At 64.2% G+C, this 26042-nt stretch carries 22 protein-coding genes; 8 read left to right on the top strand and 14 right to left on the bottom strand.

Annotation, left to right across the window (positions count from 1 at the left end; all coding sequences use genetic code 11):
- Nucleotides 1-3: 3 nt before the first annotated feature.
- The 5 genes from pqqB to B2J69_RS06410 form a co-directional block, all read right to left on the bottom strand.
- The gene (pqqB, locus tag B2J69_RS06425; RefSeq protein WP_081137522.1) at nt 4-921 is read right to left on the bottom strand and encodes a pyrroloquinoline quinone biosynthesis protein PqqB; all 918 of its coding nucleotides are present in this window, start codon (nt 919-921) and stop codon (nt 4-6) included.
- Between the two features lie 53 nt (nt 922-974).
- A complete protein-coding gene (gene pqqA, locus B2J69_RS06420; RefSeq protein ID WP_010617686.1) occupies nt 975-1046 on the bottom strand; it encodes a pyrroloquinoline quinone precursor peptide PqqA in 72 nt (23 codons plus the stop codon).
- A 148-nt stretch (nt 1047-1194) separates the two neighbouring features.
- A complete protein-coding gene (locus B2J69_RS06415; RefSeq protein ID WP_081137519.1) occupies nt 1195-2214 on the bottom strand; it encodes a dipeptidase in 1020 nt (339 codons plus the stop codon).
- 213 nt (nt 2215-2427) lie between these two features.
- Entirely contained in the window at nt 2428-2577 is a 150-nt protein-coding gene (locus tag B2J69_RS24165) for a hypothetical protein (protein WP_167376554.1), read from the bottom strand.
- Between the two features lie 166 nt (nt 2578-2743).
- A complete protein-coding gene (locus B2J69_RS06410; protein WP_081137516.1) occupies nt 2744-3676 on the bottom strand; it encodes an ABC transporter substrate-binding protein in 933 nt (310 codons plus the stop codon).
- A gap of 185 nt (nt 3677-3861) precedes the next feature.
- Here B2J69_RS06410 and leuA point away from each other — a divergent pair, with 185 nt between their 5' ends.
- Nucleotides 3862-5544, top strand: coding sequence for a 2-isopropylmalate synthase (gene leuA, locus B2J69_RS06405; RefSeq protein WP_081137514.1), 1683 nt, complete (start codon nt 3862-3864; stop codon nt 5542-5544).
- Here the strand turns inward: leuA and B2J69_RS06400 are convergent.
- Together B2J69_RS06400 and B2J69_RS06395 are read right to left on the bottom strand one after the other, a co-directional pair.
- Nucleotides 5495-6277 carry an AraC family transcriptional regulator gene (locus B2J69_RS06400; protein WP_081137511.1) on the bottom strand — a complete coding sequence of 261 codons (783 nt, stop codon included), beginning with the start codon at nt 6275-6277 and terminating at the stop codon, nt 5495-5497. The genes leuA and B2J69_RS06400 overlap by 50 nt on opposite strands.
- Before the next feature lie 3 nt (nt 6278-6280).
- The gene (locus tag B2J69_RS06395; RefSeq protein ID WP_081137508.1) at nt 6281-7144 is read right to left on the bottom strand and encodes an NAD(P)-dependent oxidoreductase; all 864 of its coding nucleotides are present in this window, start codon (nt 7142-7144) and stop codon (nt 6281-6283) included.
- A 210-nt stretch (nt 7145-7354) separates the two neighbouring features.
- On the opposite strand from B2J69_RS06395, the gene pqqU reads away from it, so the two are divergent.
- Nucleotides 7355-9466 (top strand): TonB-dependent receptor PqqU, encoded by a 2112-nt coding sequence (gene pqqU / locus B2J69_RS06390; RefSeq protein WP_174580889.1) that lies wholly within the window; start codon nt 7355-7357, stop codon nt 9464-9466.
- 34 nt (nt 9467-9500) lie between these two features.
- Here pqqU and B2J69_RS06385 read toward each other — a convergent pair whose 3' ends face one another.
- From B2J69_RS06385 to B2J69_RS06370, 4 genes are all read right to left on the bottom strand, one after another.
- Nucleotides 9501-10571: an AbrB family transcriptional regulator gene (locus B2J69_RS06385; protein ID WP_094078481.1), complete on the bottom strand. Its 1071-nt coding sequence runs from the start codon at nt 10569-10571 to the stop codon at nt 9501-9503.
- Between the two features lies 1 nt (nt 10572).
- Complete coding sequence (locus B2J69_RS06380) at nt 10573-11130, bottom strand: isochorismatase family protein (protein ID WP_081137505.1); 558 nt, start codon at nt 11128-11130, stop codon at nt 10573-10575.
- An 11-nt stretch (nt 11131-11141) separates the two neighbouring features.
- Nucleotides 11142-11573, bottom strand: a complete 432-nt coding sequence (locus B2J69_RS06375; protein WP_081137502.1) for a MarR family winged helix-turn-helix transcriptional regulator — start codon at nt 11571-11573, stop codon at nt 11142-11144.
- Between the two features lie 79 nt (nt 11574-11652).
- Entirely contained in the window at nt 11653-12198 is a 546-nt protein-coding gene (locus B2J69_RS06370) for a helix-turn-helix domain-containing protein (protein ID WP_081137499.1), read from the bottom strand.
- Nucleotides 12199-12290: 92 nt separating this feature from the next.
- On the opposite strand from B2J69_RS06370, the gene B2J69_RS06365 reads away from it, so the two are divergent.
- The 4 genes from B2J69_RS06365 to B2J69_RS06350 all read left to right on the top strand — a co-directional run bounded on the left by B2J69_RS06365 (nt 12291) and on the right by B2J69_RS06350 (nt 20243).
- Nucleotides 12291-13466: a benzoate/H(+) symporter BenE family transporter gene (locus tag B2J69_RS06365; RefSeq protein WP_081137496.1), complete on the top strand. Its 1176-nt coding sequence runs from the start codon at nt 12291-12293 to the stop codon at nt 13464-13466.
- A gap of 161 nt (nt 13467-13627) precedes the next feature.
- Complete coding sequence (locus B2J69_RS06360; protein ID WP_081137493.1) at nt 13628-14908, top strand: SrfA family protein; 1281 nt, start codon at nt 13628-13630, stop codon at nt 14906-14908.
- Nucleotides 14909-14910: 2 nt separating this feature from the next.
- Entirely contained in the window at nt 14911-17874 is a 2964-nt protein-coding gene (locus tag B2J69_RS06355) for a virulence factor SrfB (RefSeq protein ID WP_081137490.1), read from the top strand.
- Nucleotides 17871-20243: a virulence factor SrfC family protein gene (locus B2J69_RS06350; protein WP_081137487.1), complete on the top strand. Its 2373-nt coding sequence runs from the start codon at nt 17871-17873 to the stop codon at nt 20241-20243. The genes B2J69_RS06355 and B2J69_RS06350 overlap by 4 nt, the downstream gene beginning before the upstream one ends.
- Here the strand turns inward: B2J69_RS06350 and B2J69_RS06345 are convergent.
- From B2J69_RS06345 to B2J69_RS06335, 3 genes are all read right to left on the bottom strand, one after another.
- Nucleotides 20240-20509: a barstar family protein gene (locus B2J69_RS06345; RefSeq protein ID WP_081137485.1), complete on the bottom strand. Its 270-nt coding sequence runs from the start codon at nt 20507-20509 to the stop codon at nt 20240-20242. The genes B2J69_RS06350 and B2J69_RS06345 overlap by 4 nt on opposite strands.
- A gap of 2 nt (nt 20510-20511) precedes the next feature.
- The gene (locus tag B2J69_RS06340; RefSeq protein WP_081137482.1) at nt 20512-20946 is read right to left on the bottom strand and encodes a ribonuclease domain-containing protein; all 435 of its coding nucleotides are present in this window, start codon (nt 20944-20946) and stop codon (nt 20512-20514) included.
- Between the two features lie 86 nt (nt 20947-21032).
- Nucleotides 21033-21377: a helix-turn-helix domain-containing protein gene (locus tag B2J69_RS06335; protein ID WP_081137479.1), complete on the bottom strand. Its 345-nt coding sequence runs from the start codon at nt 21375-21377 to the stop codon at nt 21033-21035.
- Between the two features lie 310 nt (nt 21378-21687).
- On the opposite strand from B2J69_RS06335, the gene B2J69_RS06330 reads away from it, so the two are divergent.
- Nucleotides 21688-22848 (top strand): efflux RND transporter periplasmic adaptor subunit, encoded by a 1161-nt coding sequence (locus B2J69_RS06330; RefSeq protein ID WP_081137477.1) that lies wholly within the window; start codon nt 21688-21690, stop codon nt 22846-22848.
- Between the two features lie 17 nt (nt 22849-22865).
- Nucleotides 22866-26018 (top strand): multidrug efflux RND transporter permease subunit OqxB, encoded by a 3153-nt coding sequence (gene oqxB / locus B2J69_RS06325; RefSeq protein ID WP_081137474.1) that lies wholly within the window; start codon nt 22866-22868, stop codon nt 26016-26018.
- Nucleotides 26019-26042: the final 24 nt, after the last annotated feature.

Here is a 26042-nt window from a genome sequence, read left to right as displayed (position 1 = left end):
CACTCACTCCTGGAGATGAATCGCCATGCCGTCCCAGCTCACTTCAATGCCCTGCTGCGTCAGAAACTGACGCTGCGGCGACTGCTCGTTGAGGATCGGATTGGTGTTGTTGATGTGAATAAGGATTTTGCGCTTCGCCGGCAACGACGCCAGCAGCGCCATTAGCCCCTGCTCTTCAGAGAGCGCCAGATGGCCCATCGCCCTGCCGGTGTTGGTGCCGACGCCGGTTGCCTGCAGCTCGTCATCTTTCCAGACGGTGCCGTCGATCAGCAGGCAGTCCGCCTTCTGCAGCCAGGGCATGATCACCGCGTCCGGCTCGCCGAGGCCCGGCGCATAGAGCAGCGTCTGTTTGCTGGCGAGGTTTTCGATAAACAGCGCCACGTTGTGTCCCGGCAGCGGCCGGTCGCGCCAGGGCGAATAAGGCGGCGCGTTGCTGAGGATCGGGATGGCGGTAAAGCGCAGATTCGGGCAGACATCGACGCTGAACGGTGCCAGCGGCGCGATGGGACGATGCTGTAACCCGCCGTTCCAGTGTTTCAGCATGGTGAAAACGGGAAAACCGCTGGTGAGATCGTCGTGCACTTCCGGCGTACACCACACCTGATGCGGGCAGCCTTCGCGCAGGCTTAGCAGGCCGGTGGTGTGGTCGATCTGGCTGTCGGTGAGAATAATGGCGCCGATGGCGGTGCCGCGCAGCACGCCTTTTTTTATCAGTTCTGGGGTATGGGCGATCTGCTGGCTGATATCCGGCGAGGCGTTGCATAACACCCAGTTTTCGCCGTCGTCGCTGAGAATAATAGAGGACTGCGTGCGAGCGCTGGCCTGGATAGTGCCGTCACGCACGCCCTGACAGTTGGCGCAGTTACAGTTCCACTGAGGAAAACCGCCGCCAGCGGCGGATCCAAGGACTTTGATGAACATAGGGGAAACCCGGCGTTGAAACAAAATGCCCGCACAGCAGGCGGGCATGAATATTAACGGTTGGAGATGTACAGCGTCACTTCCAGACCGAGACGTAAATCAACAAATTCAGGTTTTTTCCACATAATAGTCTTCCTCTAAGGTGAATGAACAAAGCGATACCCGTCAGGTATCATTACGTAAACAATCCAGTGATTATGCACGCAATTTTGAGCCGGCTGATGGTGCGCTAACCGCGCAGCGAGATCAACCCGCAAATGTTAAGGAAATGAATCAGCCCTGCCAGATTTTCTGCAGCACCCGTTGCCAGTTGCGCCAGGCCAGTTTTTCCAGCCGATCCTGATCATAGCCCGCCTCACGTAATGCGGCGAATAGCCGCGGCAAACCCGCCACGTCTTTTAACGCCTCTGGCGTGGAGATGCCGTCAAAATCGGAGCCAAATCCCACATGATCGTCGCCCATTACCATTATGAGCCGTTCACAATGCTTAACAATTTCGCTCAGCGGCGTGTCGCTGTCGCGTTTGCCGTCGGCGCGCAGGAACGCATTGCCGAAGTTAATGCCCACCATGCCGCCGCTGTCGCGAATGGCGATAAGCTGCGCGTCGGTGAGATTACGCGGCTGGGCGCAGAGCGCATGGGCGTTGGAGTGGGTGGCGACCAGCGGCGACGCGGCGCGCGCGGCGGTGTCCCAGAACGCTTTTTCGTTCATATGCGACACGTCGATCAGCATATTCAGCGCGCTGGCCTGCTCAATCAGCGCGAGGCCGGCGTCGGTCAGGCCGGGGCCGCTGTCCGGCGAACCGGGGAAGCCACCGGTGACGCCGACGCCGAAGCGGTTAGGCAAATTCCAGAAAGGCCCAATGCTGCGCACGCCGGCATCGTAAAACGCCTGCAGCTGCTCGCCGTGCTCATCCAGCGCATCGGCGCCCTCAATGTGCGCCACCAGCGCCAGCACGCCCTCGTCGCGGCAGGCGGCGATTTCAGCGGCGCTGCAGCACAGGCGCGCCCGACCCTGCGACTGCGCGGCAATCTGCTTCAGGATAGCCAGCTGCTGCCACATAATTTCCAGCGGCTGATAAGGCGTATCGGCATAATGCGGCGTTGTCTGGGCGATATAGGCCTGCGGCGGCACAAAAATCGCGAACAGGCCGCCGGCAAAACCGCCCTGCTGCATGCGCGGGAAATCGAGGTGGCCGCGTTCAATGCCGTTAAAGAAGGCGTCGACCGGCGCGTCACGATGGTGCAGCCAGAGATTCAGCAGCAGATCGTTATGACCATCAAAGGTTAACATCGGGGAAATAAGCGCTTAAATAACTCAACATCGCGCTATGTTACGCGCAGGCGTGACAAACGCCAAACAAGAGGGCACGAATGGTCACTCTGACGGGGTCGGCGTGGAAAACTGGTCAAAGATTTTGTAGCTAAGCGCCAGCCCAGCTCAAAAAAGAGCGGATAGTTCATCAGCGTGGTATCGGTCAGCCAGGAAATGTTCCATCGCGCGTACTTAACGTTTTTGCGCCAGCTCTTTCATGCGGGCGCGCATCGCTCTGCCGACGTCGGGGTTATTCATGTTTAGCCGGGCAGTGCCGTTGACGTCGAGGATCAGTGTGTCGCGATCGGAATAGCGCAGATCTTCATTGGTTAAGCCGCGCATAAACTGATCGGGTTCGGCGAATCACTTGCCCATCAGGATTTTTAGCCTGTTCATCGTTCCTCCTCACGGTATGCGGTTGCGCTCTGGTGAGTAAACGCCAGGCGCAGCGAACATGCTCTGCTCGCTTTCTATGCCTTTTTGCGCCGGCGCGCAACCGCATCCTGCGTTAACCGTCCTGCGCCACCGAAAGTCCGCGATAAAAGGTCGGCTGCACATCAAGCGTTTTCTGGATCAGACCGTACTTTTGATAGAAGTCGGCGGTCTCCTGCTGCTGCCGCACCGTGTTGTCATCAATGCTCTGCCAGTGCGACTGGCGGCGCGAGAACGCTTTTTCCGCCGCCTCGGGCGGGAAACCGATGATCTTCGCCAGCGTCTGGGCGTAATCGCTGACGTGGCTGTTAGCCCAGCGATCCGCCGCCGCCAGCCGGTTGACGTAATCCTGCAGCGCGGCGCGTTTTTCGCGGTCATTAAGCGCGGCGTCGGTGGCGGCCAGGAAGCTGTTGCCGGTAGAGAGCCCCACCCCGTTCACCAGCACGCGGCCGGTCTGCGTCACTTCCGCCAGCGCGGTATAGGGATCCCAGGTCGCCCAGGCGTCTACCGAGCCGTTGGTCAGGGCGATGCGGGCGTCGGCAGGCTGCAGAAAGCGCCAGGTAACATCTTTATCGCTCAGGCCCGCCTGCTCCAGGGTTTTCAGCGCCTGAAAATGGCCGATAGAGCCGCGGCCGGTGGCGATGCTTTTCCCCTTGAGGTCGGCGGCGGTTTTAATCGGCGAGTCGGGACGCACCAGCACCGCCAGCCCGGCGGGCACCGATTTGCTGACCGCCACCGCTTTAACCTGTGAACCGGCGGCGAGCGAAAAGAGCAGCGGCGCGTCGCCGATGATGCCGGCGTCCACTGCGCCAGCGTTGAGCGCCTCCGCCAGCGGCGCGGCGGCGGGAAACTCCGCCCACTCGATGCGGTAATCCAGCCCGTCGAGCTGATGCGCCGCCGTCATCTCGGCGCGCATATTGCCCTTCTGATCGGCGATGCGCAGCGTAACGGCCTGCGCGGACGTCGCCCCCGCCAGCGCCAGCGCCATACCAATAACGTGATATTTCATTCAGCCTCCTCTTTGCGCAAAAAAGCCAGAGTAAACCAGACGTTGAAAAGCGCCGATGCCGATTCCGCATGAGGTTAACCGGACGGCGCATAACGCTGTCGCGTTTGCGCGATGGGTTGTCATTTTTGCGCGCGCCGAGAAGCTGCGCGTCACGGCAGACTGAGCTGACCCAACCAGGAGGTAGTATGTTGACGCAACCCGCAGAGAAGTACCGTGCTTTTCCCGTTCTCGCCCTGCCCGATCGCCAGTGGCCCGATCGCCAGCTGACCAGCGCGCCGCGCTGGCTCTCTACCGATTTACGCGACGGCAACCAGGCGCTGGCGGAGCCGATGGACGCCGAACGCAAGCTGGCGTTCTGGCAGCTGCTGCTGGCCTGCGGCTTTAAGGAGATCGAAGTCGCCTTTCCCGCCGCGTCGCAGACCGATTTTCAGTTTGTGCGCGAGCTGATCGAACAGCGCCGCATTCCCGACGACGTCACCATTCAGGTGCTGACCCAGGCGCGCGACGCGCTGATCGCCCGCACCTTCGAGGCGCTGCAGGGCGCGCCGCGCGCCATCCTGCACCTCTACAACGCGACCGCGCCGCTGTTTCGCGAACGGGTGTTCGGCCAGAGCCAGGCGGAGATCGTCGCGCTGGCCTGCGCGGGCGCGCGCCAGATCCGCGCGGGCTGCGAGGCGCGGCCCGAAACGCACTGGACCTTTGAATATTCGCCGGAAACCTTCTGCTTTACCGAGCCGGCGTTCGCGCTGGCGATCTGCGAGGCGGTCGCCGATGTCTGGCAGCCGTGCGCCGAACGCCCGATGATTATCAACCTGCCCGCCACCGTCGAGGTCAACACCCCCAACGTCTACGCCGATCAGATCGAATATTTTTGCCGCCACTTTAGCCGTCGCGATGCCGTCTGCATTAGTGTGCATCCGCATAACGATCGCGGCACCGGCACCGCCTGCGCTGAGCTGGCGCTGCTGGCGGGCGCCGATCGGGTCGAGGGCTGTTTGTTCGGCAACGGCGAGCGCACCGGCAACGTCGATATCGTCACGCTGGCGCTCAATCTCTACAGTCAGGGCGTCGCGCCGCGTCTCGACTTCAGCGATATCGCGAAGGTGGTTGAGGTGGTGACCCGCTGCAACCAGCTGCCGGTGCATCCGCGCCATCCCTATGCGGGCGAGCTGGTGTTCACCGCCTTTTCCGGCTCGCATCAGGATGCGATCCGCAAAGGCTTCGCCATCCGCGAGCAGCGCCAGGAAAGCATCTGGCAGATGCCCTATCTGCCGCTCGATCCCGCCGATATCGGCTGCAGCTACGAAGCGGTGATCCGTGTTAACAGCCAGTCGGGCAAGAGCGGCACCGCCTGGCTGCTGGAGCAAAATCACGGGCTGAGGCTGCCGCGCGCGCTGATGCAGGATTTCAGCCATCGGGTGCAGCAGGAAACGGATCGTCACGGTAAAGAGATGACGCAGCGCGCCGTCTGGCGCTGTTTCTGTCTGCATTACGGCGTCGAGCAGCCGACGCTGAAACTGCTGGAAGCAGAGAGTCGCAGCGACGGCGACATTACCCGGCTGGAGGCGAGCCTGAGGGTGGACGGCGCCGTGCAGCGCCTGCAGGGCCGCGGCAACGGGCTGCTCTCTGCGGCAACCGATGCGCTGCGGCGCGCGCTGGGGCTTACGCTGACCATCGCGGATTACCACGAGCATACGCTGGGCAAGCGCAGCGACAGCCGTTCGGCCGCCTACGTCTGCTGCCTGAACAACCAGGGCGAGCGCGCCTGGGGCGTCGCCATCGACAGCGATATCGCTCGCGCCTCGCTGCAGGCGTTGCTTAACGCGGCGGCGGCCGCGCTGCCTGCGGAAAATACGCGGCGGGCGTGACGCCCAACAGACGGCGAAACATCGCGCTAAAGGCGCTGGGGCTCTCGTAGCCGAGATCGAGCGCCACGCGCAGCACCGACTCGCCCTGCGCCAGACGCGTCAGGGCGATAGCGAGACGCGCGCGCCGCACCCAGTCGCTGAACTGAAGCCCCGTCTCGCGCAGAAAATGGCGCGCCAGGGTGCGCCCGGAGAGATTCAGCTGCCGCGCCGCGCCCTCCAGCGTCCAGCACTCCCCCGGCGCCTGCTGAATGTCGCGGCACAGGCGCTGCAGGCGAGCGCTCTGCGGCTGCGGCAGATGAAACGGCAGCACGTCCAGCCCGCGCAGCTCATCGAGGATCAGCTCATAGATACGCTCGCTGCGGCTGCCGGGCGCATAGGTTTCCGGCAGCGGCAGCGCGCTGACGATCAGCTCGCGCAGCAGCGGCGATATCTGCACCACCTGACAGCTGGCGGGAAGATCCGCGCGCGCCAGCGGATCGACGAACAGCGTGCGCGCCGCGACGCTGCCGGTGATCTGCAGCGCGTGGCGGGTGAAGGCGGGCAGCCAGACGCCGCGCCCTGGTGGCACCACCCAGCTGCCCTGCTCAATGTCGACGCGCACCACGCCGCTGAGCGTGTGGATCAGCTGCGCGCAGCTGTGGTGATGCCAGGGTTCGCTGTCGCCGTGCGCATAGTCGTGCGCATAGGGCACCAGCGGCCGCGCGGTAAAATCGAACGCCAGCCGCGCCGTCACGCCTTACGCCTGCAGAAAGCGATAGATCGACGCCAGATCCTGTTCACCGTAGCCGGCGTCGACCGCCTGCTGCCAGAGTTCGGCGATATTCTCCAGCGCCGGCAGCTTCGCCTCGCCCTTCGCTTCCAGTGCCAGCTTCGCGTCTTTCAGCGCCCACACCAGATGCATCTGCGGCGTGTAATCGTCGCTGGCGATCATGGCGAGCTTCACTTTGGCGTAGGGCGCCGCCAGCGGGCCGCCTTCCAGCACCTGCCAGAGATCGTCGGTGCTGAAGCCGAACGACTCCGCCAGTCGCGTGCTCTCGGCGAGGCTCTGCATCAGGCCGATCAGCCAGCTGTTGACCACCAGCTTCATGCGCGACGATTTGCCCGCCTCGCCCAGCCACTGGGTGCCTTTGCCGATGGCGGCGAACACCGTTTCCGCCGCCTGAGCGCGCGTCTGGTCGCCGCTGGCCATCACCAGGATCTGCGCGTTTTCAGCAGGCGCTTTGGTGCCGGAAACCGGCGCGTCGATAAACAGCACGTCCGGACGCTCTCCGGCGAACCAGGCGATCAGCGCGTCGGTTTTCTCGACGCCGATGGTGCCCATCTGCGCAAGGGTTGCGCCCTGCTTCAGCGCATCCCTGACCTGATGCAGCGTCTGCTCCGTGGTTTCTCCGTCGGCGAGCATGGCAATCACTACGTCGGCGTCGCGCACCGCCTCTTGCGGGCTGTCGCTCAGCGTCAGGCCGGCCGCGACCAGATCCTCGCCGCGCGCGCGGGTGCGGTTCCAGCCATAGACCTTAAAGCCTTTTTTCAGCAGGTTGGCGGCGAAGGCGTGTCCCATCGCGCCTAAACCCAGTACGGCGACTGCGGGTTGTTGACTCATACTCATTCTTCCTGTTGTCCATCCACTAAACAGCTAACACTGAAGGGAAAGTCGGCAAAAAGCCAGCCTGGGAAAACATTTTTTGACGCTGAATTTCGCATAAAACGTCCTTATTATTTACGCTTTTCAAATAATCGTAAAAAACCTTAACATACGCGCACATTGTTCCAGCTGGTTCATTTTCGTCTCTTTTACAACGGTCTTTCATCCATGAAAAATGTCTCCCTGCGTCAGGCCAGCGTGCTGCTGCCCGCTCTGCTGCCGCTGCCGCTGCTGGCGGCGGACAACACCGGCAGCAACACCATGGTGGTCAGCGCCGCGCCGGCGCCAGCCGGCCTGTCCGAACTCGATACGCCCGCCGCCGTCAGCGTGGTGAACGGCGAGGATATGCGCCAGGCCGCGCCGCGCGTCAACCTGTCGGAAAATCTCGGCAGCGTGCCGGGCCTGCAAATTCAGAACCGCCAGAACTACGCGCAGGATCTGCAGCTCTCGGTGCGCGGCTTTGGCGCGCGTTCAACCTACGGCGTGCGCGGGCTGCGCCTCTACGTCGACGGCATTCCCGGCACCATGCCCGACGGCCAGGGGCAAACCTCCAATATCGATATCGGCTCCATTGACCATATTGACGTGCTGCGCGGCCCCTTTTCCGCACTCTACGGCAACGCCTCCGGCGGCGTTATCAACGTTGATACCCAGACCGGCCAGCAGCCGATCACGCTGGAAGTCGGCAGCTGGTACGGCAGCTACGGCAGCTGGCGCAACAGCGTTAAGGCCAGCGGCGCCACCGGCGACGGCACGCACGCGGGCGATGTCAACTACACGGTTTCCGCCTCGCGCTTCACTACGCACGGCTACCGTGACCACAGCGAGGCGCAGAAGAATCTCGGCAACGCGAAGCTCGGCGTGCGCATCGACGATGTCAGCACCCTGACGCTGCTGTTCAACAGCGTGCATATCGAGGCGCAGGATCCCGGCGGCCTGACGCCCGATCAGTGGCGCGACAATCCGCGCCAGGTGGTAAGCAACGTCACGCTCTACAACACGCGCAAAACCGTGGATCAGACCCAGGGCGGGCTGCGCTATCAGCGTCAGATGAGCGAGAATGACGATCTCAGCGTGATGATGTACGCCGGGATCCGTGAAACCACCCAGTATCAGTCGATCCCTAAAGCGACCCAGAGCAACCCGACCCATCCGGGCGGGGTGATCGACCTGACGCGCCACTATCAGGGCATCGACACCCGCTGGACCCATCGCGACACCCTGTTCAGCATGCCGGTCACGCTGACCGGCGGGCTCGACTATGAAACCATGACCGAGCGCCGCAAAGGCTTCGAGAACTTCAGCGGCAGCGATTACGGCGTCAAGGGCGATATCCGCCGCAACGAACGCAACCTGATGTGGAACCTCGATCCCTATCTGCAAACCGCCTGGCAGCTGAGCGACAAGTGGTCGCTGGACGCCGGGCTACGCTTCAGCACGGTTAATTTCGACTCTAACGACTATTACGTCACCGCTCGCAACGGCGACGACAGCGGCGATGCGCGCTACCACAAATGGCTGCCCGCCGCGTCCCTTAAGTATGCGATCGACAGCAGCTGGAACGCCTATCTCTCAGCCGGACGCGGTTTTGAGACGCCAACCATCAACGAGCTTTCCTATCGCGCCGACGGAGAAACCGGCCTGAATACCGGCTTAAAACCGGCGACCAGCGACACGGTGGAGCTCGGCACGAAAAAACGCATCGGCAACGGTCTGATCACCGCCGCGCTGTTCCAGACCGACACCAAAAACGAAATCGTCACCGACACCAGCCTCGGCGGCCGCACCACCTATAAAAACGCCGGCGAAACCCGTCGGCGCGGGCTGGAGCTAGGGGTGGATCAGCAGTTCGCCGCTGACTGGCGGGTCAAGGCGGCCTGGACGCTGCTAGACGCGCGCTATCACAGCAACGCCTGCGGCGACGAGAGCTGCAACGGCAACCGCATCCCCGGCATCGCGCGCAATATGCTTTACACCGGCGTCGAGTACGCGCCGGAACAGGGCTTTTACGCCGGTGCAGAATTGCGCTATATGAGCAATATCGCCGCCAACGACGCTAACGACGTTAAGGCGCCCTCCTATACCGTGGCGGCGCTTAACAGTGGCTATAAGTGGCTGGTGCAGAACTGGACGCTGGATCTCTTTGGCCGCGTCGATAACCTGTTCGACCGCAACTATGTCGGTTCCGTTATCGTTAACGAGGGGAATGGGCGCTATTTCGAACCGGCGCCGGGACGGAATTACAGCGTCGGGCTGACGCTGAGCTACGCCTTTCAGTAAACCTTATCGCCCCGGCCAGACGCCGGGGCGTTTTTCAGAACGCGCGTCGTACCATCCAGTTGGCGATCCAGCGCGATAAAATCGGGCCGGTGAACATCACCACGATAAAGCGCCCGGTCTGCATCGCCATCACAAAGGGCATATTGACGTTGCTTGACGCCGCGATAATCGCCACCGAATCCGCGCCGCCGGGGCTGGTCGCCAGATAGGCGGTGAGCGGATCGATGCCGGCAAATTTCACCAGTAAAAAGGCGAACAGGCCGCAGATGGCGATCAGCGTCAGCACCGACAGCAGCACGCGCGGAAAGGCGTGCGCCGCGTAGCGCAGGATCTCCGCGCTAAAGCGCAGGCCGATGCCCCAGCCGACAAAGGCGTAGGCGAGCGCCAGCAGCCATTTCGGCAGGGTGATCTCGACCCAGCCCACATCCTGCACCACCGAGGCGACGATCAGCGTCATCAGCATCGGACCGGCGGGAATGCGCAGCAGCCGCGCCGCCAGCACGCCGGCGGCGATGGTGAGCAGCGTAAACAGGAACGAGAGCGGCGCGAACGGCGCGAAGAGGTTAAGCGCGGGCGATGTTGCCGGCGCCCCGCCGTCGCCGCCTGCCCAGAAGCGCGTCACCAGCGTTGCCACCAGCGCCACCATCATCACGCGCAGATATTGCATAAAGGCGACAAGACGCACGTCGGCGCCGAAGCTCTCTGCCATCAGCGTCATGGCGGTGGCCGCGCCGGGCGAGGATCCCCAGATGGCCGTCGAGCCGGGCAGCACGCGAAAGCGCGCCAGCAGCCCGCCCAGCACCAGGCTGGCGACGATCACCGAGCCGACGCACAGCACAAACAGCGGCCAGTCATCGGCGATCTCATGAAAGATGGTGGCAGGGATCGCCGCGGCGATCATCGCGCCCACCGTTGCCTGAGCGCAGTTGAACAGCGGCCGCGATATTTTCAGCGCGCGGCCGGATGCGGCAAAGCCGATGGCGGCGAACATCGGGCCGAGCAGCAGCGCGGCCGGAATATGCAGCCACTCCAGCGCCACGACCAGCGCCGCCGAGCCGGCAATCAGCCCGGCCCAGCGCGTCAGACCCGCCTGTGCCATCGTCATCTTAGCGCGCGCTAAGTAGTGCCAGCACGTCGGCGGTAGAGCCGGTTTCGCCGAGGCGCGGGAAAATCAGCTCGACGCTGTTGTGATGGGTGTCGAGATTGAGATCGGTCATGGCGTCGGTGGCTAAGGTGACGTTGTAACCTAGTTCATACGCCTGACGCGCGGTGGACTCCACGCCGATGCTGGTGGCGATGCCGCACACCACCACCTGGGTCACGCCGCGCTGCTGCAGCTCGGCATGCAGATCGGTCTGATGAAACGCGCCCCAGGTTTTCTTGGTCACGGTGATATCGCCCGGCTGCGGCGCCATTTCCGGCACCAGCGTCGCCCAGTCGGCCGGCAGGTCGCCGCTGTGACGCGCCTGCTCGTTGCGGCCCGGCGCGCCGCCGGCGACGTTCACCAGCGCCACCGGCAGCTGATGCGCACGAAATCCGTCGGCAAGCTGCGCGCAGAGGTCGATCACCGGCTGCGGCTGGTGCACCAGCGGCAGACGCACGATGCCGTGCTGCAGGTCAATAATAATCAGGGCGGTTTGGGTATCAAGGGTGGTCAGAGCCATGGAAAATCCTCTCAGGATGCGTTGTCGGCGAGTCGTTGCAGTAAGGGAATAGCGGCGCGCAGCAGTTGCTGTTCGTCGGGGCTAAGCTGCGTGTCGATGACGCGCACCAGCCAGTCGTCGCGCAGGGCGCGGTTGGCGGCGATCAGCGCGCGGGCGGCTGGCGTCGGCAGATAGCGGGTTTTGCGTCCGTCATGAGGATCCGCTTCGCCCTGCACCATGCCCACCGCCAGCAGGCTGGCAACGGTGGCGCCCATCGACTGGGTGCGCACCCCTTCCGCCGCAGCCAGTTCGGTGACGGTCATCGCGCCGTCGCGTACCAGATAGCCCAGCACCGAAACCTGCGACCAGGTGAGATCGCCCGGCGGCGCGGATTCGCGCAGTCGACGACTCAGCTTGCCGATCAGCCTGCGCAGCGTTGCGGCCGATTCAGTCAGTTCGCTCATCGCTCTTCTCCTTACGTTCATCGCAGTATAGAGATACGAAGGTAAACTGTGTAGTTTACCTTCGTATCAATTTGTAAGGTCAGGGGTGCTGCAGGTAGTGGATCAGGCTGTGAAAGCGCAGCGGCGTGGCGAGCGGATTGCGGTAGCTGTGCGCCACGTCGGCGGCGAACTGCCACGCCTCGCCCGCCTGCAGCCGCCGCCAGACGCCGCCGGTGCCGAGCAGCAGCTCGCCCTCGATCACCACCACCTGCTCGACGCAGCCTTTTTCGTGTGGCGAGGAGTCGCTCTGCGCGCCGGCCGCCAGCTCCACCGCCAGCAGATCGAAGCGCAGCTGCGCGTCCCAGGGCAGCAGCGGCCGCACCGTCATCTGCGCATTAGGCTGGCTGAAGCGCGCGCTTTCCCCTGGCGGCAGCCCGTTGCCGTGAATAAAAAAGGAAAACGGCACGTTAAAACCGGTGGCGATTTTCCACAGCGTCGCCACCGTCGGGCTGGACTCGCCGCGCTCGATCTGGCCGAGCATCGCTTTGCTGACGCCGGTGCGCTCCGCGGCCAGCGTCAGGCTCCAGCCGTTCGCCTGACGCAGCTGTTTCAGCGCCTCGCTGAGATGCTGATGCAGATTTTCCATAGGCTTCTCCTGAAATCGTGGCGGCAGTGTAGCACTTGAGCGCTATAGCGCACACTGCTACGATGTGCGCTATAACGCACGACGGAGGTTTTATGCAGAGCATCACGGCGCGATCCGCCTTCTCTTTTCCCCTGCTGGTGTCGGGGTTTGTCGCCGTGCTGGTCGGCTACAGCAGCTCTGCGGCCATTATTTTTCAGGCGGCGCAGGCGGCCGGCGCCTCCTCGGTGCAGATCGGCGGCTGGCTGTCGATGCTGGGTATCGCCATGGGCCTCTGCTCGCTGGGCCTGTCACTCTGGACGCGCATGCCGATCCTGTGCGCCTGGTCGACGCCCGGCGCGGCGCTGCTGGCCACCAGCCTGCAGGGGCTGACCCTCAATGAAGCGGTGGGCGTGTTTATCTTCGCCAACGCGCTGATCGTGCTGAGCGGCGTCACCGGGCTGTTCGCGCGTCTGATGCGCATTATCCCGCCCGCGATCGCTTCGGCGATGCTCGCCGGGATCCTGCTGCGCTTCGGTCTGGAGGCGTTTACCGGACTGCAGCACGATTTTGCGCTGTGCGGCGCCATGTGTCTCGCCTGGCTGCTGGCGCGGCGCTGGCTGGCGCGCTACGCCATTCTCGCCGCGCTGGCCGCCGGCGTCGCGGTGGCGCTGGCCCGGCAGACAATCCATTTTCCGGCGCAGACGGCCAGCTTTGCTCTGCCGCAGGGCATCATGCCGCATTTTAGCCTCACCGCGCTGCTGGGTGTCGGCCTGCCTTTTTTCTTCGTCACCATGGTGTCGCAAAATGCGCCGGGCATTGCCACGCTGCAGGCGCACGGCTATCAGCCGCCGGTTTCGGCGCTGATCGGCTGGACCGGGCTGGCCGCCCTGCTGCTGTCACCGTTTGGCGGCTTTTCCGTCTGCATCGCCGCGATCACCGCCGCCATCTGTATGGGCGACGAGGTCGACGCCGATCCGCGTCGCCGCTGGATGGCCGCCGCGCTGGCCGGCGGCTTTTATCTGCTGGCCGGGCTCTCCGGCGCGCTGATCGCCGCGCTGTTTGTGGCGCTGCCCTCGCCGCTAATCGCCACCCTCGCCGGTCTGGCGCTGCTGTCGACCTTGAGCGGCAGCCTGACGCGCGCGCTGGCGGATCCCAGTACGCGCGACACCGCTGCCATCACCTTTTTGATCACCGCCTCTGGCCTCTCGCTGCTTGGTGTCGGCGCCGCGTTCTGGGGGCTGGTCGGCGGCCTGGCGGCGCACGCGGTGCTGAAGCCGCACGCCGCATAACCGCTTACGCGCGCTGCACATTTTTCTCGCAGCGCGCGAAAAACGCCCTTAATCACCGTTTTTTCCGCCGTTTGATTTGCTGTTGATCGACGTAAAATCACCCCAATCGCCGATAACACACGATTTTCTGCCTCAGAATTCGACCGATAAGGGCCCAACAGGTGGCAAAAACTTTTCTGCGCAGCGGCAATCTCGACGCGGTGCTGGCGCTGGGTGAAAACGGCCAGCCGGTCTACGCATCCGCCCTGCAAATACGTGAAACCCTGCGGCTGCGTCGTCAGACCGCGCTGGCAAACTGCCTCGCCATTCCTCAGCCCAACGCGCGCGGCGACCGCCTCGACTGGTACGCGCCGTTCAGCGGCAAGGTGAAATCCTGGCTGGGCGCCAGCGATTATGAGCGCCGTCAGGCGCTGGATCAGCTCACGACGACCCAGCAGGAGATGCAGGCGCTTAGCGCGCGCGCGCGTGAAGCCGACAATCCGGCGATGCGCCTGTTCGGCGCGCTGCTGGCCAAAGCGCTGCAGTTTCCCGATCAGCAGTATGTCTATCTGGTGGACGGCAAGCCGGTGATCACCTTCTGGGGCTTTGTTGACGCGCAGGCGCGCACGCGCGACGACGCGCTCGCCTGCCTGCGCGAAACGCTGGAAGAGGCGCTGCCGCCGCTGCTGCCGGAGCCGGTCATCGCCGCGCCGCCGCCTGCGATGCCGGAAATCATCCCTGAGCCAGAGCCGCTGTCTGAACCTGAACCCCTGCCTGAAGCTGCGCCGGTGATGACGCCCGCTGTCGCGCCGCGCCGCGCCATGCGCGTCTGGATGCTCGCGCCGCTGGCGCTGGCGGTGGCCGCCGCCGCCGCGTTCTGGCTGCATCAGCCGACGCCGGTCGCCGCACCGCAGCCAGGCGCCCCGGTGGCCGCCACTGTCGCGCCGCCTGCCGCGCTGATTGCCGCGCAGAAGCTGGCGACCACCCTGCCGCAGGCGCCGGCCAGCGTCGCCGCGCCCGCCGAGCCGGCTGCGCCTTCCGCTACGCTCGCCAGCGTGGTGACGCCCGCCGTGCCCACCGCCGACGCCGCGCTGAAAATGAGCGTAGAGGACGTCCGCAACGGCGCGATTAGCGTGGTCGACGGCCGCTGGCGCGTGGTGATGCAAAACTCCCTGCCGGGCGGCGCCTCTCCGGTGCTGCGCTATGAACTCAGCGCGGGCAAAGGCAGCGCCACGGTCACCCAGGGCAATAACCTGCGCTGCAGCGCCGACGAGGTTTCCGCCGCGATGCTCGGCAGCGGCCAGCTCTCGATCCGCAGCCGCTACACCGCCAAATGCAGCGACGGCTCGCGCTACCGCATGCCGCAGCTGATGTGTAAACCGGGAGATGGCGCCGCCGTGTGCGAAGCGCTGTTCAGCGACAACAAATCCTTCCCGATGACGATTACGCGCGAGAGTAAGTAACCATGTTGGCTCCCCTGATCGATGACAAACAAAAAATCACGCTGATCGAAGAGAGCGGCGTGCAGTTTCTCGACTTCGGCCTGCGCATCGCCGCCGGCCAGGCGCGACGCCAGTTTGTGCGTCAGACGGCGAACGGTCCGCTGCTGCGCCTCAACGTTGACGGCAACAGCGGCAAGTTTCTGCTCTATCCCGAGGACGGCGGCGCGCCGGAAGTGGTGCGGCCTGAATCGGACGTGGCGCTGGTCGACTCGCTGGCGCTGCTGGCGGACTGCTGGCTGCCGCTGCCGATGCTGCGCTGCGCCAGCGGCCGGCGCTTTATCGGTGGCCCGGAAAACTGGGCGCGTCTGCGTCTGACCGCGCTGGCGCAGCCGGACGCGGCGGGCAACACCCATCGCGCCACTCTGGCGTTCGATACCCGCCTCGTGGCGGAGGCGGAGGGCGGCGAGCCGCTCGGCCTGACGCCCGCCGACGCGCAAAACGGCGTCACCTTTTCCCTTGCCTGGCACAACTATGAGCTGGGCGAGTTTCTCGATCACCCCTGGGTTGACGGCTGGCTGCGCGAATCCTTCAGCGATCGCGTCGGCGACCGCCGCGAGCAGGCGATCGCCCAGGCGCTGCGCGAGTTCGAATATCAGGCGCACTACCTTAATCTGCTCGAACTGCTCGGCGAGCAGCTCAACCTCAGCGATATCCATATTCAGGCCACCAGCCAGCAGACGCCCGCCGTCAACGTCGACATTATTCTCGACGTCGGCAACTCGCACACCTGCGGCATTCTGGTGGAGGATCATCCCGAAGAGAGCAACGGCCTGAAGCAAACCTATGAACTGCAGCTGCGCGACCTGTCGCAGCCGCATCAGGTCTATAACGAACTGTTCGACAGCCGGCTGGAGTTCGCTGAAACGCACTTCGGCAAGGCGAACTTTTCCCTGCAGAGTGGCCGCGAAAACGCCTTTATGTGGCCGTCGCTGACGCGTGTTGGCCGCGAAGCGAGCCGTCTGGCGCTGCAGCGCGCCGGCCTGGAAGGCAGCACCGGCATCTCCAGCCCGCGCCGCTACCTGTGGGACGAGGCGCGCTATCAGCCAGGCTGGCGTTTTAACCAGCCGCAGGGCGCGAACGAGCCGCAGGCCAACGCCGCGCCCTTCACTTTTCTGCTCAATGACGAAGGCGAGCCGCTGCACGCCCTCGCCGCCGACGATCGCCTGCCGGTTTTTTCCGCCCACTACAGCCGCAGCTCGCTGATGACCTTTATGCTGTGCGAGCTGCTGGCGCAGGCGCTGATGCAGATGAACAGCGCCGCGCAGCGTCAGCGCATGCCGCAGAGTCACGCGCCGCGTCAGCTGCGCCACGTCATCCTGACGCTGCCGTCGGCGATGCCGAAGCCAGAGCGCGAGATTTTCCGTCGCCGCATGCAGCAGGCGATCGCCCTGGTGTGGAAAGCGGAAGGCTGGCACGCCGGCGACGAGCCGTTCGACGCCGCCGCGCCGCCGGTCTGCCGCAAGCCGGTGCCCGACGTGCAGATGGAGTGGGATGAAGCCACCTGCGGCCAGATGGTCTGGCTGTTCAACGAAACCCAGGTCAACTTCGCCGGTCGCGCGCAGGATTTCTTCAGCAGCACCGCGCGCCCGGATCGGCCGCGCGAAGCGGACGAGGTAGCGGGAAAAAGCCTGCGCATCGCCTCGATCGATATCGGCGGCGGCACCACCGATCTGGCGATTACCCACTACCGTCTCGACGACGGCCAGGGCAATAACGTCAAGATCACCCCGCGCCTGCTGTTCCGCGAAGGCTTCAAGGTCGCGGGCGACGATATTCTGCTGGATGTGATCCAGCTCTGGATCCTGCCTGCACTGCAGCAGAGCCTGCAAAAAGCGGGTCTCGCGCTGGCCGAGCCGCTGCTGAACAAGCTGTTCGGCCACGACGGCCGCCTCGACGGCCAGGCCACGCAGCGCCAGCAGGCGACGCTGCAGCTCTTTATTCCGCTGGCGCAGGCGGTGCTGGAGCGCTATGAGAACTGGGATCCGCTGGAGAGCCACGCGGAGATCAACGCCCTGTTCGGCGAGCTGGTCGAACAGCGTCCCGCCGACGCCGTGCTCGCCTTTATCAACGGCGAAATCCAGCGTGCGCTGGGCGCCGAGAGCGCGTTCGATCTGCTGCAGGTGCCGCTGATCGTCAGCCTGGCGCAGCTGCACGCCGAGTTTATGCAGCACCGCATGGCGATCATTCCGGCGCTGCGCTCGATGTGCGAAGTGGTATCGCTCTATCAGTGCGACGTGCTGCTGCTCACCGGTCGGCCGTCGCGCTTCCCCGGCATTCAGGCGCTGGTGCGTCATCTGCAGCCGCTGCCGGGCAGCCGCATTCTTTCGCTGGAGGGCTACCACACCAGCGACTGGTATCCTTTTAATAAGCATGGGCGTATCGACAACCCGAAATCCACTGCGGCGGTGGGCGCCATGCTCTGCCTGCTGGCGCTGGATCTGCGTCTGAACAGCTTCTGGTTCCGCGCGGGCGATTTCGAACCTTACTCGACGATCCGCTACCTCGGCGTGCTCGACGAAAACCAGGCGCTGACCGACGATAATCTCTGCTACAGCGATATCAATCTCGACGATGGCAGCTTCGCGCTCGATCGTAAAAGCAGCTTTCGCATTCGCGGCAACGTCTGCCTCGGCTTTCGCCAGCTCGACAACGACCGCTGGCCCGCCTCGCCGCTCTACAGCCTGACGCTGAACGACGCCCAGCTGGCGCGTAAGGTCGCCGGCGAGAGCGTGCTGCGCGTGAAGCTGGCGGTCGCGCCCGGCCCGGTGCTGCCGGGACCGGAGCGGCTGGTGCTGAGCGACGCGCGCCTCGACGACGGCACGCGCGTGCCCCTTGAGCAGCTGAGCCTGAAACTCAATACCCTCTCGCCGACGGGCAACGCCCATGCCCAGTACTGGATCGACAGCGGAAGCCTGTGTAAACGATGAGAACTGTAAAACCGCGCCAGCCGCAGACGCTGGCAAAACGTCTTAGCCTGCTGCAGGAGGCGCTCAACGCCAGCCTCGGCTGGATTGCCGAACACCGTGACGCCGCGCCGCGCCTGGCGCTGGAGGCGGAGACCGTCACGCGTCAGCTGCGCCGCGCCCGCGCGCAGAGCGACGCCCTGGCGCAGCAGGTGGCGCGCCCGGTGACGCTGGCGCTGTTCGGCCAGTCGCAGGCGGGCAAAGCCTGGCTGCTGAGCGAAATGGTCGCCGACGCGCAGGGCCAGATGCTGGCGCGCCTCGGCGAGAAAACCCTCAACGTGTTCCAGCAGATCAACCCCGGCAACCTCGACTTCGCCGCTGCGACGCGCTACTGCCATCAGCGCGAGCCCCTCTCCGGCGAGTGGCCGGTTGAGCTGGCGCTGATGAGCGAGGCGGAAATTTTACGCCTGGTGCTGAGCTGCCGCGCCGAGGCGCCGCAGCCGGAAAGCGCGCAGCTTGACCAGCAGCTGCAGCGTCTGCAGCGCCAGCGGCTCAACGCGCCCGTCGGCGGGCTCGACGGCGACGCGCTGGTGACGCTCTGGGCCTGGAGCCGCCGTCACCGTCTGCACGAGGCGCGGCTCGACCGTCACTTCTGGCCGCAGGCGGTCGAACTGGCTCCCGCCCTCAGCGTCGACGACCGGGTGCAGCTCTTCGCGCTGCTCTGGCCGACGCAGCCGGCGCTGAGCGAGATGCTGCGCCATCTGCTGCATCTGCGTCATCAGCTGCGCAGTGCCAGCCGCGTGCTCGCGCCGCTCAGTCTGCTGGTGGATCACGCCCTGCTGCCGAGCGAACAGCTGATCGCCCACGCCAGCGAGCAGGATCGGCAGATGAAGGTGGAAGTCTGCCCGCTCAACGGCAACCGCATCGGCAAGCCGCAGCAGGTGCCGCTCGGCTGGCTGGCGCTGCTGACGCTGGAGCTGGTGATGCCGCTGAGTTCGACGCCGCGCACCGCCCTGTATGACGACGCCGATATGCTGGATCTGCCCGCGCCTGGTGAGCCCGCCGACGCGGCAGCGCGTGACGAGCGCCAGCGCCTGGCGCAGCAGGATCCGCTGCTTGCCCTGGCGCTGGAGCAGAAACGCGCCCTGCTGCCTGGCCTCTACGCCGGCCGTCAGGGCATCGATCTGATGCTGATCTGCACCGCCGCCAGCCAGCGTCAGGATGTCGATCTCGCCAGCCGCGCCCTGCGTGAATGGCAGCTGCATCAGCCGCTGCGTGAGAGCGGCGAGAAGCCGCGCCTGATTTGGGCCATCACCCCTTACGACGCGCGCCATCAGCAGATCAACGTCGATGAAGCGGTGCAGCGTCAGATTGGCCAGCCCGGCCAGCGCTGGGGCTCGATGCTGGCGCTCGATCGCGCCGGCGTCGACCGCATGGCGGAGTGGCTTCAGGAGGAGATGCAGCCCGATGCGCGCCGCGAGCGGCTGGTGGCGGAGCTGCGCGACCTGCAGCACAGCGTGCTGGAGCGTCGGCTACTGCCCTGGACCGACGCCGAGGCCAGCCCAGAGCAGGCCGCGCGCAAGCAAACCATCGCCGATACACTGCTGAAGTGTTTGCAGCACCGCACCGGCCTGCACGGCGAGCTGCTGGAGCGGCTGCAGCCGCCGCGCGACACCCTGCGTCAGCTCTGGCTGAGCCAGCATGACGCGCCCAGCGCCGCGGCGATCCGCACCGACGCGCCCGCGCAGCACTTCGGCGTCGGTTTCGAATTCGATCTTTTCAGCGACGCGCCGCTGGCCGATCCGGCGGCGGGACAGCAGCCGGTCAGCGCCGCAGGCCAGAGCTTCGCGCGTCAGGTGATGGCGCTGTGGCTCGATCATCTGCGCGAGCTGCCGGAAAACCGCAGCCTGCTGACGCTGCTGAATGTGGATCGCGTGACGCTGGAGTGGCTGGTAGAGGAGCTGATCGTCGCCAGCTTCCGCCTTGATATTCTCTCCAGGCTGGAGCAGGCGCTGCACGAGCCGGAAAATCAGGCGGTGACGCACGAGTCACGCGCCGATCGTCAGGTTTCGCGGGCGATGACGGTGCTGGGAGATTTTGTCGCCTGGCTCGGCTTTTTGCAGCGCGACGAGGCGGCGCGTCCGCCGAGCCGCGTCAATCGCGGCCAGCCGATTTTCGCCCGCCCGCCGGCGCCGAGCGTCAATTTCTCCGCCGGGCAGCGCCTGACGCGGCTCTCCGCCGCGCCCGCTAACCATACCGCCTACTATATCTATGACTGGCTGGTGGGGCTGAACGCGGTGATCCTTGAAAACAACGGCTACGCCGGCGGTCGCGATCTCACGCCCGCCGCGCGCCACGCGCTGGCGGCAATCCTCGCCTCGCTGCGCAGTTAATCGCGCTTCAGGCGCAGGTCGCCCTCCAGCGCCTGCGCCGCCTCTTCCAGCAGCGACAGCACGGCGCCGAACGTTTCGCTGTTCTCCAGCCCCGCCGCATGGCGCAGGTGAATGCGCGCCGGCAGCGCCATGCCGCCGGTGATCCAGTCCCACAGCGCGTCCAGATTATTGCCGAAGGTGAACGGACAGTGGCTCTGCTGCGCCAGCGCCCGATAGAGCGCGTCGCGATCGTGAAGATGACGGAAATCGAGCGTGATGGTCAGCATGGTTACGGCACCTGCTTAAAGCTGCGGTAGTGATCGGTGGTGATATAGACCAGGCCGTCAGAGGAGTAAACCAGCCGATCCGCCTCACGGTGGCCGCAGCGGTAGTTGACGTCCGCCTCATACCACAGGCGCCCGCTGCGCTGCGGCAGGCGCTTTTCGCGGTTGCCGAAGCGGTCGCCACCGATCGCTTTGCCCGGCAGCGCGTCGCACAGATTGCCTCTGGCAGGATCCCAGCCGAGACGGCGCGCGTCATTTTTGCTGATGTAGTAGTCCGGCAGCTGCTGATGTTGCAGCAGGTAACGCGCCACGGTACGCGCATCGGTCAGCGAACTGATATCGCGGGCGTCGGACGAAGGCAGAGCGTTCAGATGGGGTTTAAGACCGGCCCAGGCGGCCGCAAGCACGATAATCAGTGCGATCCAGAGTTTTTTCGACATGATGGCATCCCAGACAACAGGACGCAGATGATACCAGCTTTACTTGTCAGATACAGCGCGGGCCAGCATAGCTGGCCCTGCGGGGATCACTGCATCACTTGCATCTGGGCACCGTGACGACGCCATGCGCCAGGCGCGACGCCATACTGGCGTTTAAAACTGCGGTTGAAGGATTGCTGCGAGTCGAAGCCCAGCGAAATCGCCACGTTGAGGATCGGTTCGTTGGTGGTGGTCAGACGATCCGCTGATTTTTTCAGTTTCTTCATGCGGATATATTCGCCCAGCGGATAACCGGTATGCTCTTTGAACATACGCTGCAGGTGCCACTTGGAGTAGCCTGCGCGCTCCGATACGGTGTCCAGATCCAGACGTGCTTCGATGTTGTTGTCGATCCAGTCGATAAGATCGTGAATAAATGCGTCGCTCATCATCCCATTTTCTCCCGTCGCCGTTGCGAACAGTATCAGTATCAGTTGCAATTACACTTTAAGGGTGACTGACTTTGCCATTTAATGCAAGTTGGATTGATACATTAAATGCCGCACTCGCCGTAAGGTCATTCTCTTCCCCCGCGCTGTCGGCGTTTCGTCTCAGTCAAAACCGCACATAAAGTGTATCAGATATTCTTGCAGTTGCCTGATGCACGAGCCTACACTCCTCGCGATTAATTGCAATCTTAAAAGTTGCAAATATTGGCTCGCGCGTGTGGGCTCTTTTTTAACGCTATGCGGAATAACAATAATGAACAGACAAACGAAGTGGGTTCGTCAGGGTTCAACCCTTCTGGGCGCGGCGCTGCTGGCCAGCATACTCAGCGGATGTGACAAAGGCGTGGCGCAAAACGCCCCGCCGCCACCGCCTCAGGTCAGCGTCGCCGATGTGGTGCAGAAACCGGTCAGCCAGTGGGACAGCTTTAACGGGCGCATCGAAGCGGTGCAGAGCGTGCAGCTGCGCCCGCGCGTCTCCGGCTATATCGACGCGGTGAACTACCGCGAAGGCGACGAGGTGAAAAAAGGCCAGGTGCTGTTCACCATCGACGATCGCACCTACCGTGCCGCGCTGGAGCAGGCGAAGGCCGAACTGGCGCGCGCGCGTAGTCAGGCCGCGCTGGCGCGCAGCGAATCGGCGCGCACCGAGAAGCTGATCGGCAGCCAGGCGATTTCGCGCGAGCAGTGGGAGCAGCGCCGCTCCGCCGCCAGCCAGGCGCAGGCTGACGTGCTTTCCGCCGAGGCGGCGGTGGATATGGCGCAGCTTAATCTCGACTTTACCCGCGTCACCGCGCCGATCGACGGACGCGCCAGCCGCGCCATGATCACTACCGGCAACCTGGTGACCGCCGGCGACAGCGCCAGCGTGCTCACCTCGCTGGTGTCGCAGGACCGCATGTATGTCTACTTCGACGTCGATGAAACCACCTTTCTGCACTACCAGGCGATGGCGCGCCAGGGCCAGCAGCGCGGCTCGCTGCCGGTCGAGATCGGCCTGGCCGGCGAAAACGGCTATCCGCACCGTGGCGTGGTCGACTTCACTGACAACCAGCTGACCGCCAGCACCGGCACCATCCGCATGCGCGCCCAGCTCGACAACCAGCAGCGTCAGTTTACGCCGGGCCTCTTCTCGCGCGTGCGTCTGCCGGGCAGCGCGGAGTTTCAGGCGCTGCTGATCGACGACAAGGCGGTGCTCACCGATCAGGATCGCAAATATGTCTATGTAGTGGATAAAGACGGCAAAGCGCAGCGCCGCGATATTCAGCCCGGCGAGATGGCCGAGGGCCTGCGCATTGTGAAAAACGGCCTGCAGCCGGGCGATCGGGTGATCGTCGACGGCCTGCAGAAAGTGTTTATGCCCGGCATGCCGGTCACGGCCCAGCAGGTCGCGATGCGCGCGGCTCACGCCAACTAACTGAGGCTACTGCCGCTATGGACTTTTCCCGCTTTTTTATCGACCGGCCGATCTTCGCCGCCGTTTTGTCGATTTTGATTTTCGTGACCGGGCTCATCGCCATTCCGCTGCTGCCGATCAGCGAGTATCCCGACGTGGTGCCGCCCAGCGTGCAGGTGCGCGCCGAATATCCCGGCGCTAACCCAAAGGTGATTGCCGACTCGGTGGCGACGCCGCTGGAAGAGGCGATCAACGGCGTTGAGAACATGATGTATATGAAGTCGGTGGCCGGCTCCGACGGCGTGCTGGTGACCACCGTCACCTTCCGCCCGGGCACCGATCCCGATCAGGCGCAGGTTCAGGTGCAGAACCGCGTCGCCCAGGCGGAGGCGCGTCTGCCGGAAGATGTGCGCCGCCTCGGCATCACCACCCAGAAGATGTCGCCGACGCTGACGCTGGTGGTGCATATGTTCTCGCCGCACGGCAAGTACGACTCGCTCTACCTGCGCAACTACGCCACGCTGAAGGTGAAAGATGAGCTGGCGCGCCTGCCGGGCGTTGGCCAGATCCAGATCTTCGGCGCGGGCGAGTATGCGATGCGCGTCTGGCTCGATCCCAACAAGGTGGCCGCACGCGGCCTGACCGCCGCCGACGTGGTGACGGCGATGCAGGAGCAGAACGTGCAGGTGTCGGCCGGCCAGCTCGGCGCCGAGCCGCTGAAGAAGCAGTCTGACTTTCTGTTGTCCATCAACACCGCCGGCCGCCTCGAAAACGAGCAGCAGTTCGGCAATATCATCCTGAAAACCTCCGACGACGGCTCGCTGGTGCGGCTGCGCGATGTGGCGCGTATTGAAATGGGTTCTGGCAGCTACGCGCTGCGCTCGCAGCTCAACAACAAAGACGCGGTCGGCATCGGTATTTTCCAGGCACCTGGCGCCAACGCCATCGATCTCTCTAACGCGGTGCGCGCCAAAATGAACGAGCTGGCGACGCGCTTCCCGGACGACGTGCAGTGGGCCGCGCCCTACGACCCTACCGTGTTCGTGCGCGACTCGATCAGCGCGGTAGTGCATACGCTGCTGGAAGCGGTCGCCCTGGTGGTACTGGTGGTGATCCTGTTCCTGCAGACCTGGCGCGCCTCGATTATTCCGCTGCTGGCGGTGCCGGTGTCGGTGGTCGGGACCTTTAGCGTGCTCTACCTGCTCGGCTTCTCGCTCAACACCCTGAGCCTGTTCGGGCTGGTGCTGGCGATCGGCATCGTGGTGGATGACGCCATCGTGGTGGTGGAAAACGTTGAGCGTAATATCGCGCTGGGCCTGTCGCCGCAGGCGGCGGCGCATCAGGCGATGCGCGAGGTCTCCGGGCCGATTGTCGCCATCGCGCTGGTGCTGTGCGCCGTGTTTGTGCCGATGGCGTTTCTCTCCGGCGTGACCGGCCAGTTCTACAAGCAGTTCGCGGTGACTATCGCCATCTCCACGGTGATCTCCGCCATCAATTCGCTGACGCTCTCTCCAGCGCTGGCGGCGAAGCTGCTGAAAGATCACCATGCGCCGAAAGATATTCCGACGCGCATTATCGATCGCCTGCTTGGCTGGCTGTTCCGTCCGTTCAACCGCTTTTTTAACCGCAGCGCGCACGGCTATGAAGGGCTGGTCGGCAAAACGCTGCGCCGACGCGGCGCGGTGTTCGGCGTCTATGTGCTGCTGCTGGCGGGCGCGGGCTTTATGTTCCACGCGGTGCCGGGCGGTTTTATTCCGACGCAGGATAAGCTCTACCTGATCGGCGGCGTGAAGATGCCGGAAGGCTCGTCGCTGGAGCGCACCGACGAGATGATCCGCAAGATGAGCGAAATCGGCATGAACACCGAAGGCGTCGCCTACTCTGTCGCCTTCCCCGGTCTGAATGCACTGCAGTTCACCAACACGCCGAATACCGGCACGGTGTTCTTCGGCCTGAAGCCGTTCAGCGAGCGCACCCACAGCGCAGCGGAGATCAACGCAGAAATCAACGCGAAGATCGCCCAGCTGCAGCAGGGCTTCGGCTTCTCGATTATGCCGCCGCCAATCCTCGGCCTCGGCCAGGGGTCGGGCTATTCGCTGTACGTGCAGGACCGCGCAGGGCTAGGCTACGGCGCGCTACAGACGGCGATCAACACCCTCTCCGGCGCGGTAATGCAGACCCCAGGCATGCACTATCCCATCTCCTCTTATCAGGCGAACGTGCCGCAGCTTGACGTGCAGGTCGACCGCGATAAAGCCAAGGCGCAGGGCGTGTCGCTGACCGATCTCTTCAGCACGCTGCAGATCTATCTCGGCTCGTCGTATGTTAACGACTTCAACCGTTTCGGCCGCACCTGGCGCGTGATGGCGCAGGCGGACGGCGAGTTTCGCGACAGCGTGGAGGATATCGCCAACCTGCGCACCCGCAACGATCGCGGTGAGATGGTGCCCATCGGCAGCATGGTGCATATCACCACCACCTACGGCCCCGATCCGGTGATCCGCTATAACGGCTACCCGGCGGCGGACCTGATTGGCGACGCCGATCCACGCGTGCTCTCTTCCGCCCAGGCGATGACTCAGCTGGAAGCGATGTCCGGTCAGCTGCTGCCGAACGGCATGAATATCGAGTGGACCGATCTGAGCTATCAGCAGGCAACCCAGGGCAATACCGCCTTTATCGTCTTCCCGGTGGCGGTGCTGCTGGCGTTCCTGGTGCTGGCCGCGCTCTATGAGAGCTGGACGCTGCCGCTGGCGGTGATCCTGATCGTGCCGGTAACCATGCTGTCGGCGCTGGTCGGCGTCTGGCTGACGGGCGGCGATAACAACGTCTTCGTGCAGGTCGGTCTGGTGGTGCTGATGGGGCTGGCGTGTAAGAACGCTATTCTTATCGTGGAGTTCGCGCGCGAGCTGGAGATGCAGGGCAAAGGCATCGTGGAGGCGGCGCTGGAAGCCTGTCGCCTGCGTCTGCGGCCGATTGTGATGACCTCTATCGCCTTTATCGCCGGCACCGTACCGTTGATTCTCGGCGAAGGCGCGGGCGCGGAAGTGCGCGGCGTGACCGGCATTACCGTGTTCGCCGGGATGCTGGGCGTGACGCTGTTCGGCCTGTTCCTGACGCCGGTGTTTTACGTCACGCTGCGTAAGCTGGTGACGCGCAAAGCACCGAAAGAGGCGCTGCAGACAGCGTAAATAATAAGGGCGGTCGGTGACCGC

The sequence above is a fragment of the Pantoea latae genome, from assembly GCF_002077695.1.
Classification (GTDB): domain Bacteria; phylum Pseudomonadota; class Gammaproteobacteria; order Enterobacterales; family Enterobacteriaceae; genus Pantoea; species Pantoea latae.
This window is presented reverse-complemented; position numbering and strand designations above follow the sequence as displayed.

Excerpts from the sequence above, each read along its gene's own strand:
- B2J69_RS06415 (WP_081137519.1), bottom strand. The coding sequence starts at position 2,214 with ATGTTAACCTTTGATGGTCATAACGATCTGCTGCTGAATCTCTGGCTG.
- oqxB (WP_081137474.1), top strand. The coding sequence starts at position 22,866 with ATGGACTTTTCCCGCTTTTTTATCGACCGGCCGATCTTCGCCGCCGTT.
- B2J69_RS06355 (WP_081137490.1), top strand. The coding sequence starts at position 14,911 with ATGTTGGCTCCCCTGATCGATGACAAACAAAAAATCACGCTGATCGAA.
- pqqB (WP_081137522.1), bottom strand. The coding sequence starts at position 921 with ATGTTCATCAAAGTCCTTGGATCCGCCGCTGGCGGCGGTTTTCCTCAG.
- B2J69_RS06410 (WP_081137516.1), bottom strand. The coding sequence starts at position 3,676 with ATGAAATATCACGTTATTGGTATGGCGCTGGCGCTGGCGGGGGCGACG.
- B2J69_RS06345 (WP_081137485.1), bottom strand. The coding sequence starts at position 20,509 with ATGCTGACCATCACGCTCGATTTCCGTCATCTTCACGATCGCGACGCG.
- B2J69_RS06380 (WP_081137505.1), bottom strand. The coding sequence starts at position 11,130 with ATGGCTCTGACCACCCTTGATACCCAAACCGCCCTGATTATTATTGAC.
- B2J69_RS06375 (WP_081137502.1), bottom strand. The coding sequence starts at position 11,573 with ATGAGCGAACTGACTGAATCGGCCGCAACGCTGCGCAGGCTGATCGGC.
- leuA (WP_081137514.1), top strand. The coding sequence starts at position 3,862 with ATGTTGACGCAACCCGCAGAGAAGTACCGTGCTTTTCCCGTTCTCGCC.
- B2J69_RS06395 (WP_081137508.1), bottom strand. The coding sequence starts at position 7,144 with ATGAGTCAACAACCCGCAGTCGCCGTACTGGGTTTAGGCGCGATGGGA.
- B2J69_RS06340 (WP_081137482.1), bottom strand. The coding sequence starts at position 20,946 with ATGTCGAAAAAACTCTGGATCGCACTGATTATCGTGCTTGCGGCCGCC.
- B2J69_RS06335 (WP_081137479.1), bottom strand. The coding sequence starts at position 21,377 with ATGATGAGCGACGCATTTATTCACGATCTTATCGACTGGATCGACAAC.
- pqqU (WP_174580889.1), top strand. The coding sequence starts at position 7,355 with ATGAAAAATGTCTCCCTGCGTCAGGCCAGCGTGCTGCTGCCCGCTCTG.
- B2J69_RS24165 (WP_167376554.1), bottom strand. The coding sequence starts at position 2,577 with ATGCGCGGCTTAACCAATGAAGATCTGCGCTATTCCGATCGCGACACA.
- B2J69_RS06350 (WP_081137487.1), top strand. The coding sequence starts at position 17,871 with ATGAGAACTGTAAAACCGCGCCAGCCGCAGACGCTGGCAAAACGTCTT.
- B2J69_RS06330 (WP_081137477.1), top strand. The coding sequence starts at position 21,688 with ATGAACAGACAAACGAAGTGGGTTCGTCAGGGTTCAACCCTTCTGGGC.
- B2J69_RS06385 (WP_094078481.1), bottom strand. The coding sequence starts at position 10,571 with ATGACGATGGCACAGGCGGGTCTGACGCGCTGGGCCGGGCTGATTGCC.
- B2J69_RS06370 (WP_081137499.1), bottom strand. The coding sequence starts at position 12,198 with ATGGAAAATCTGCATCAGCATCTCAGCGAGGCGCTGAAACAGCTGCGT.
- B2J69_RS06365 (WP_081137496.1), top strand. The coding sequence starts at position 12,291 with ATGCAGAGCATCACGGCGCGATCCGCCTTCTCTTTTCCCCTGCTGGTG.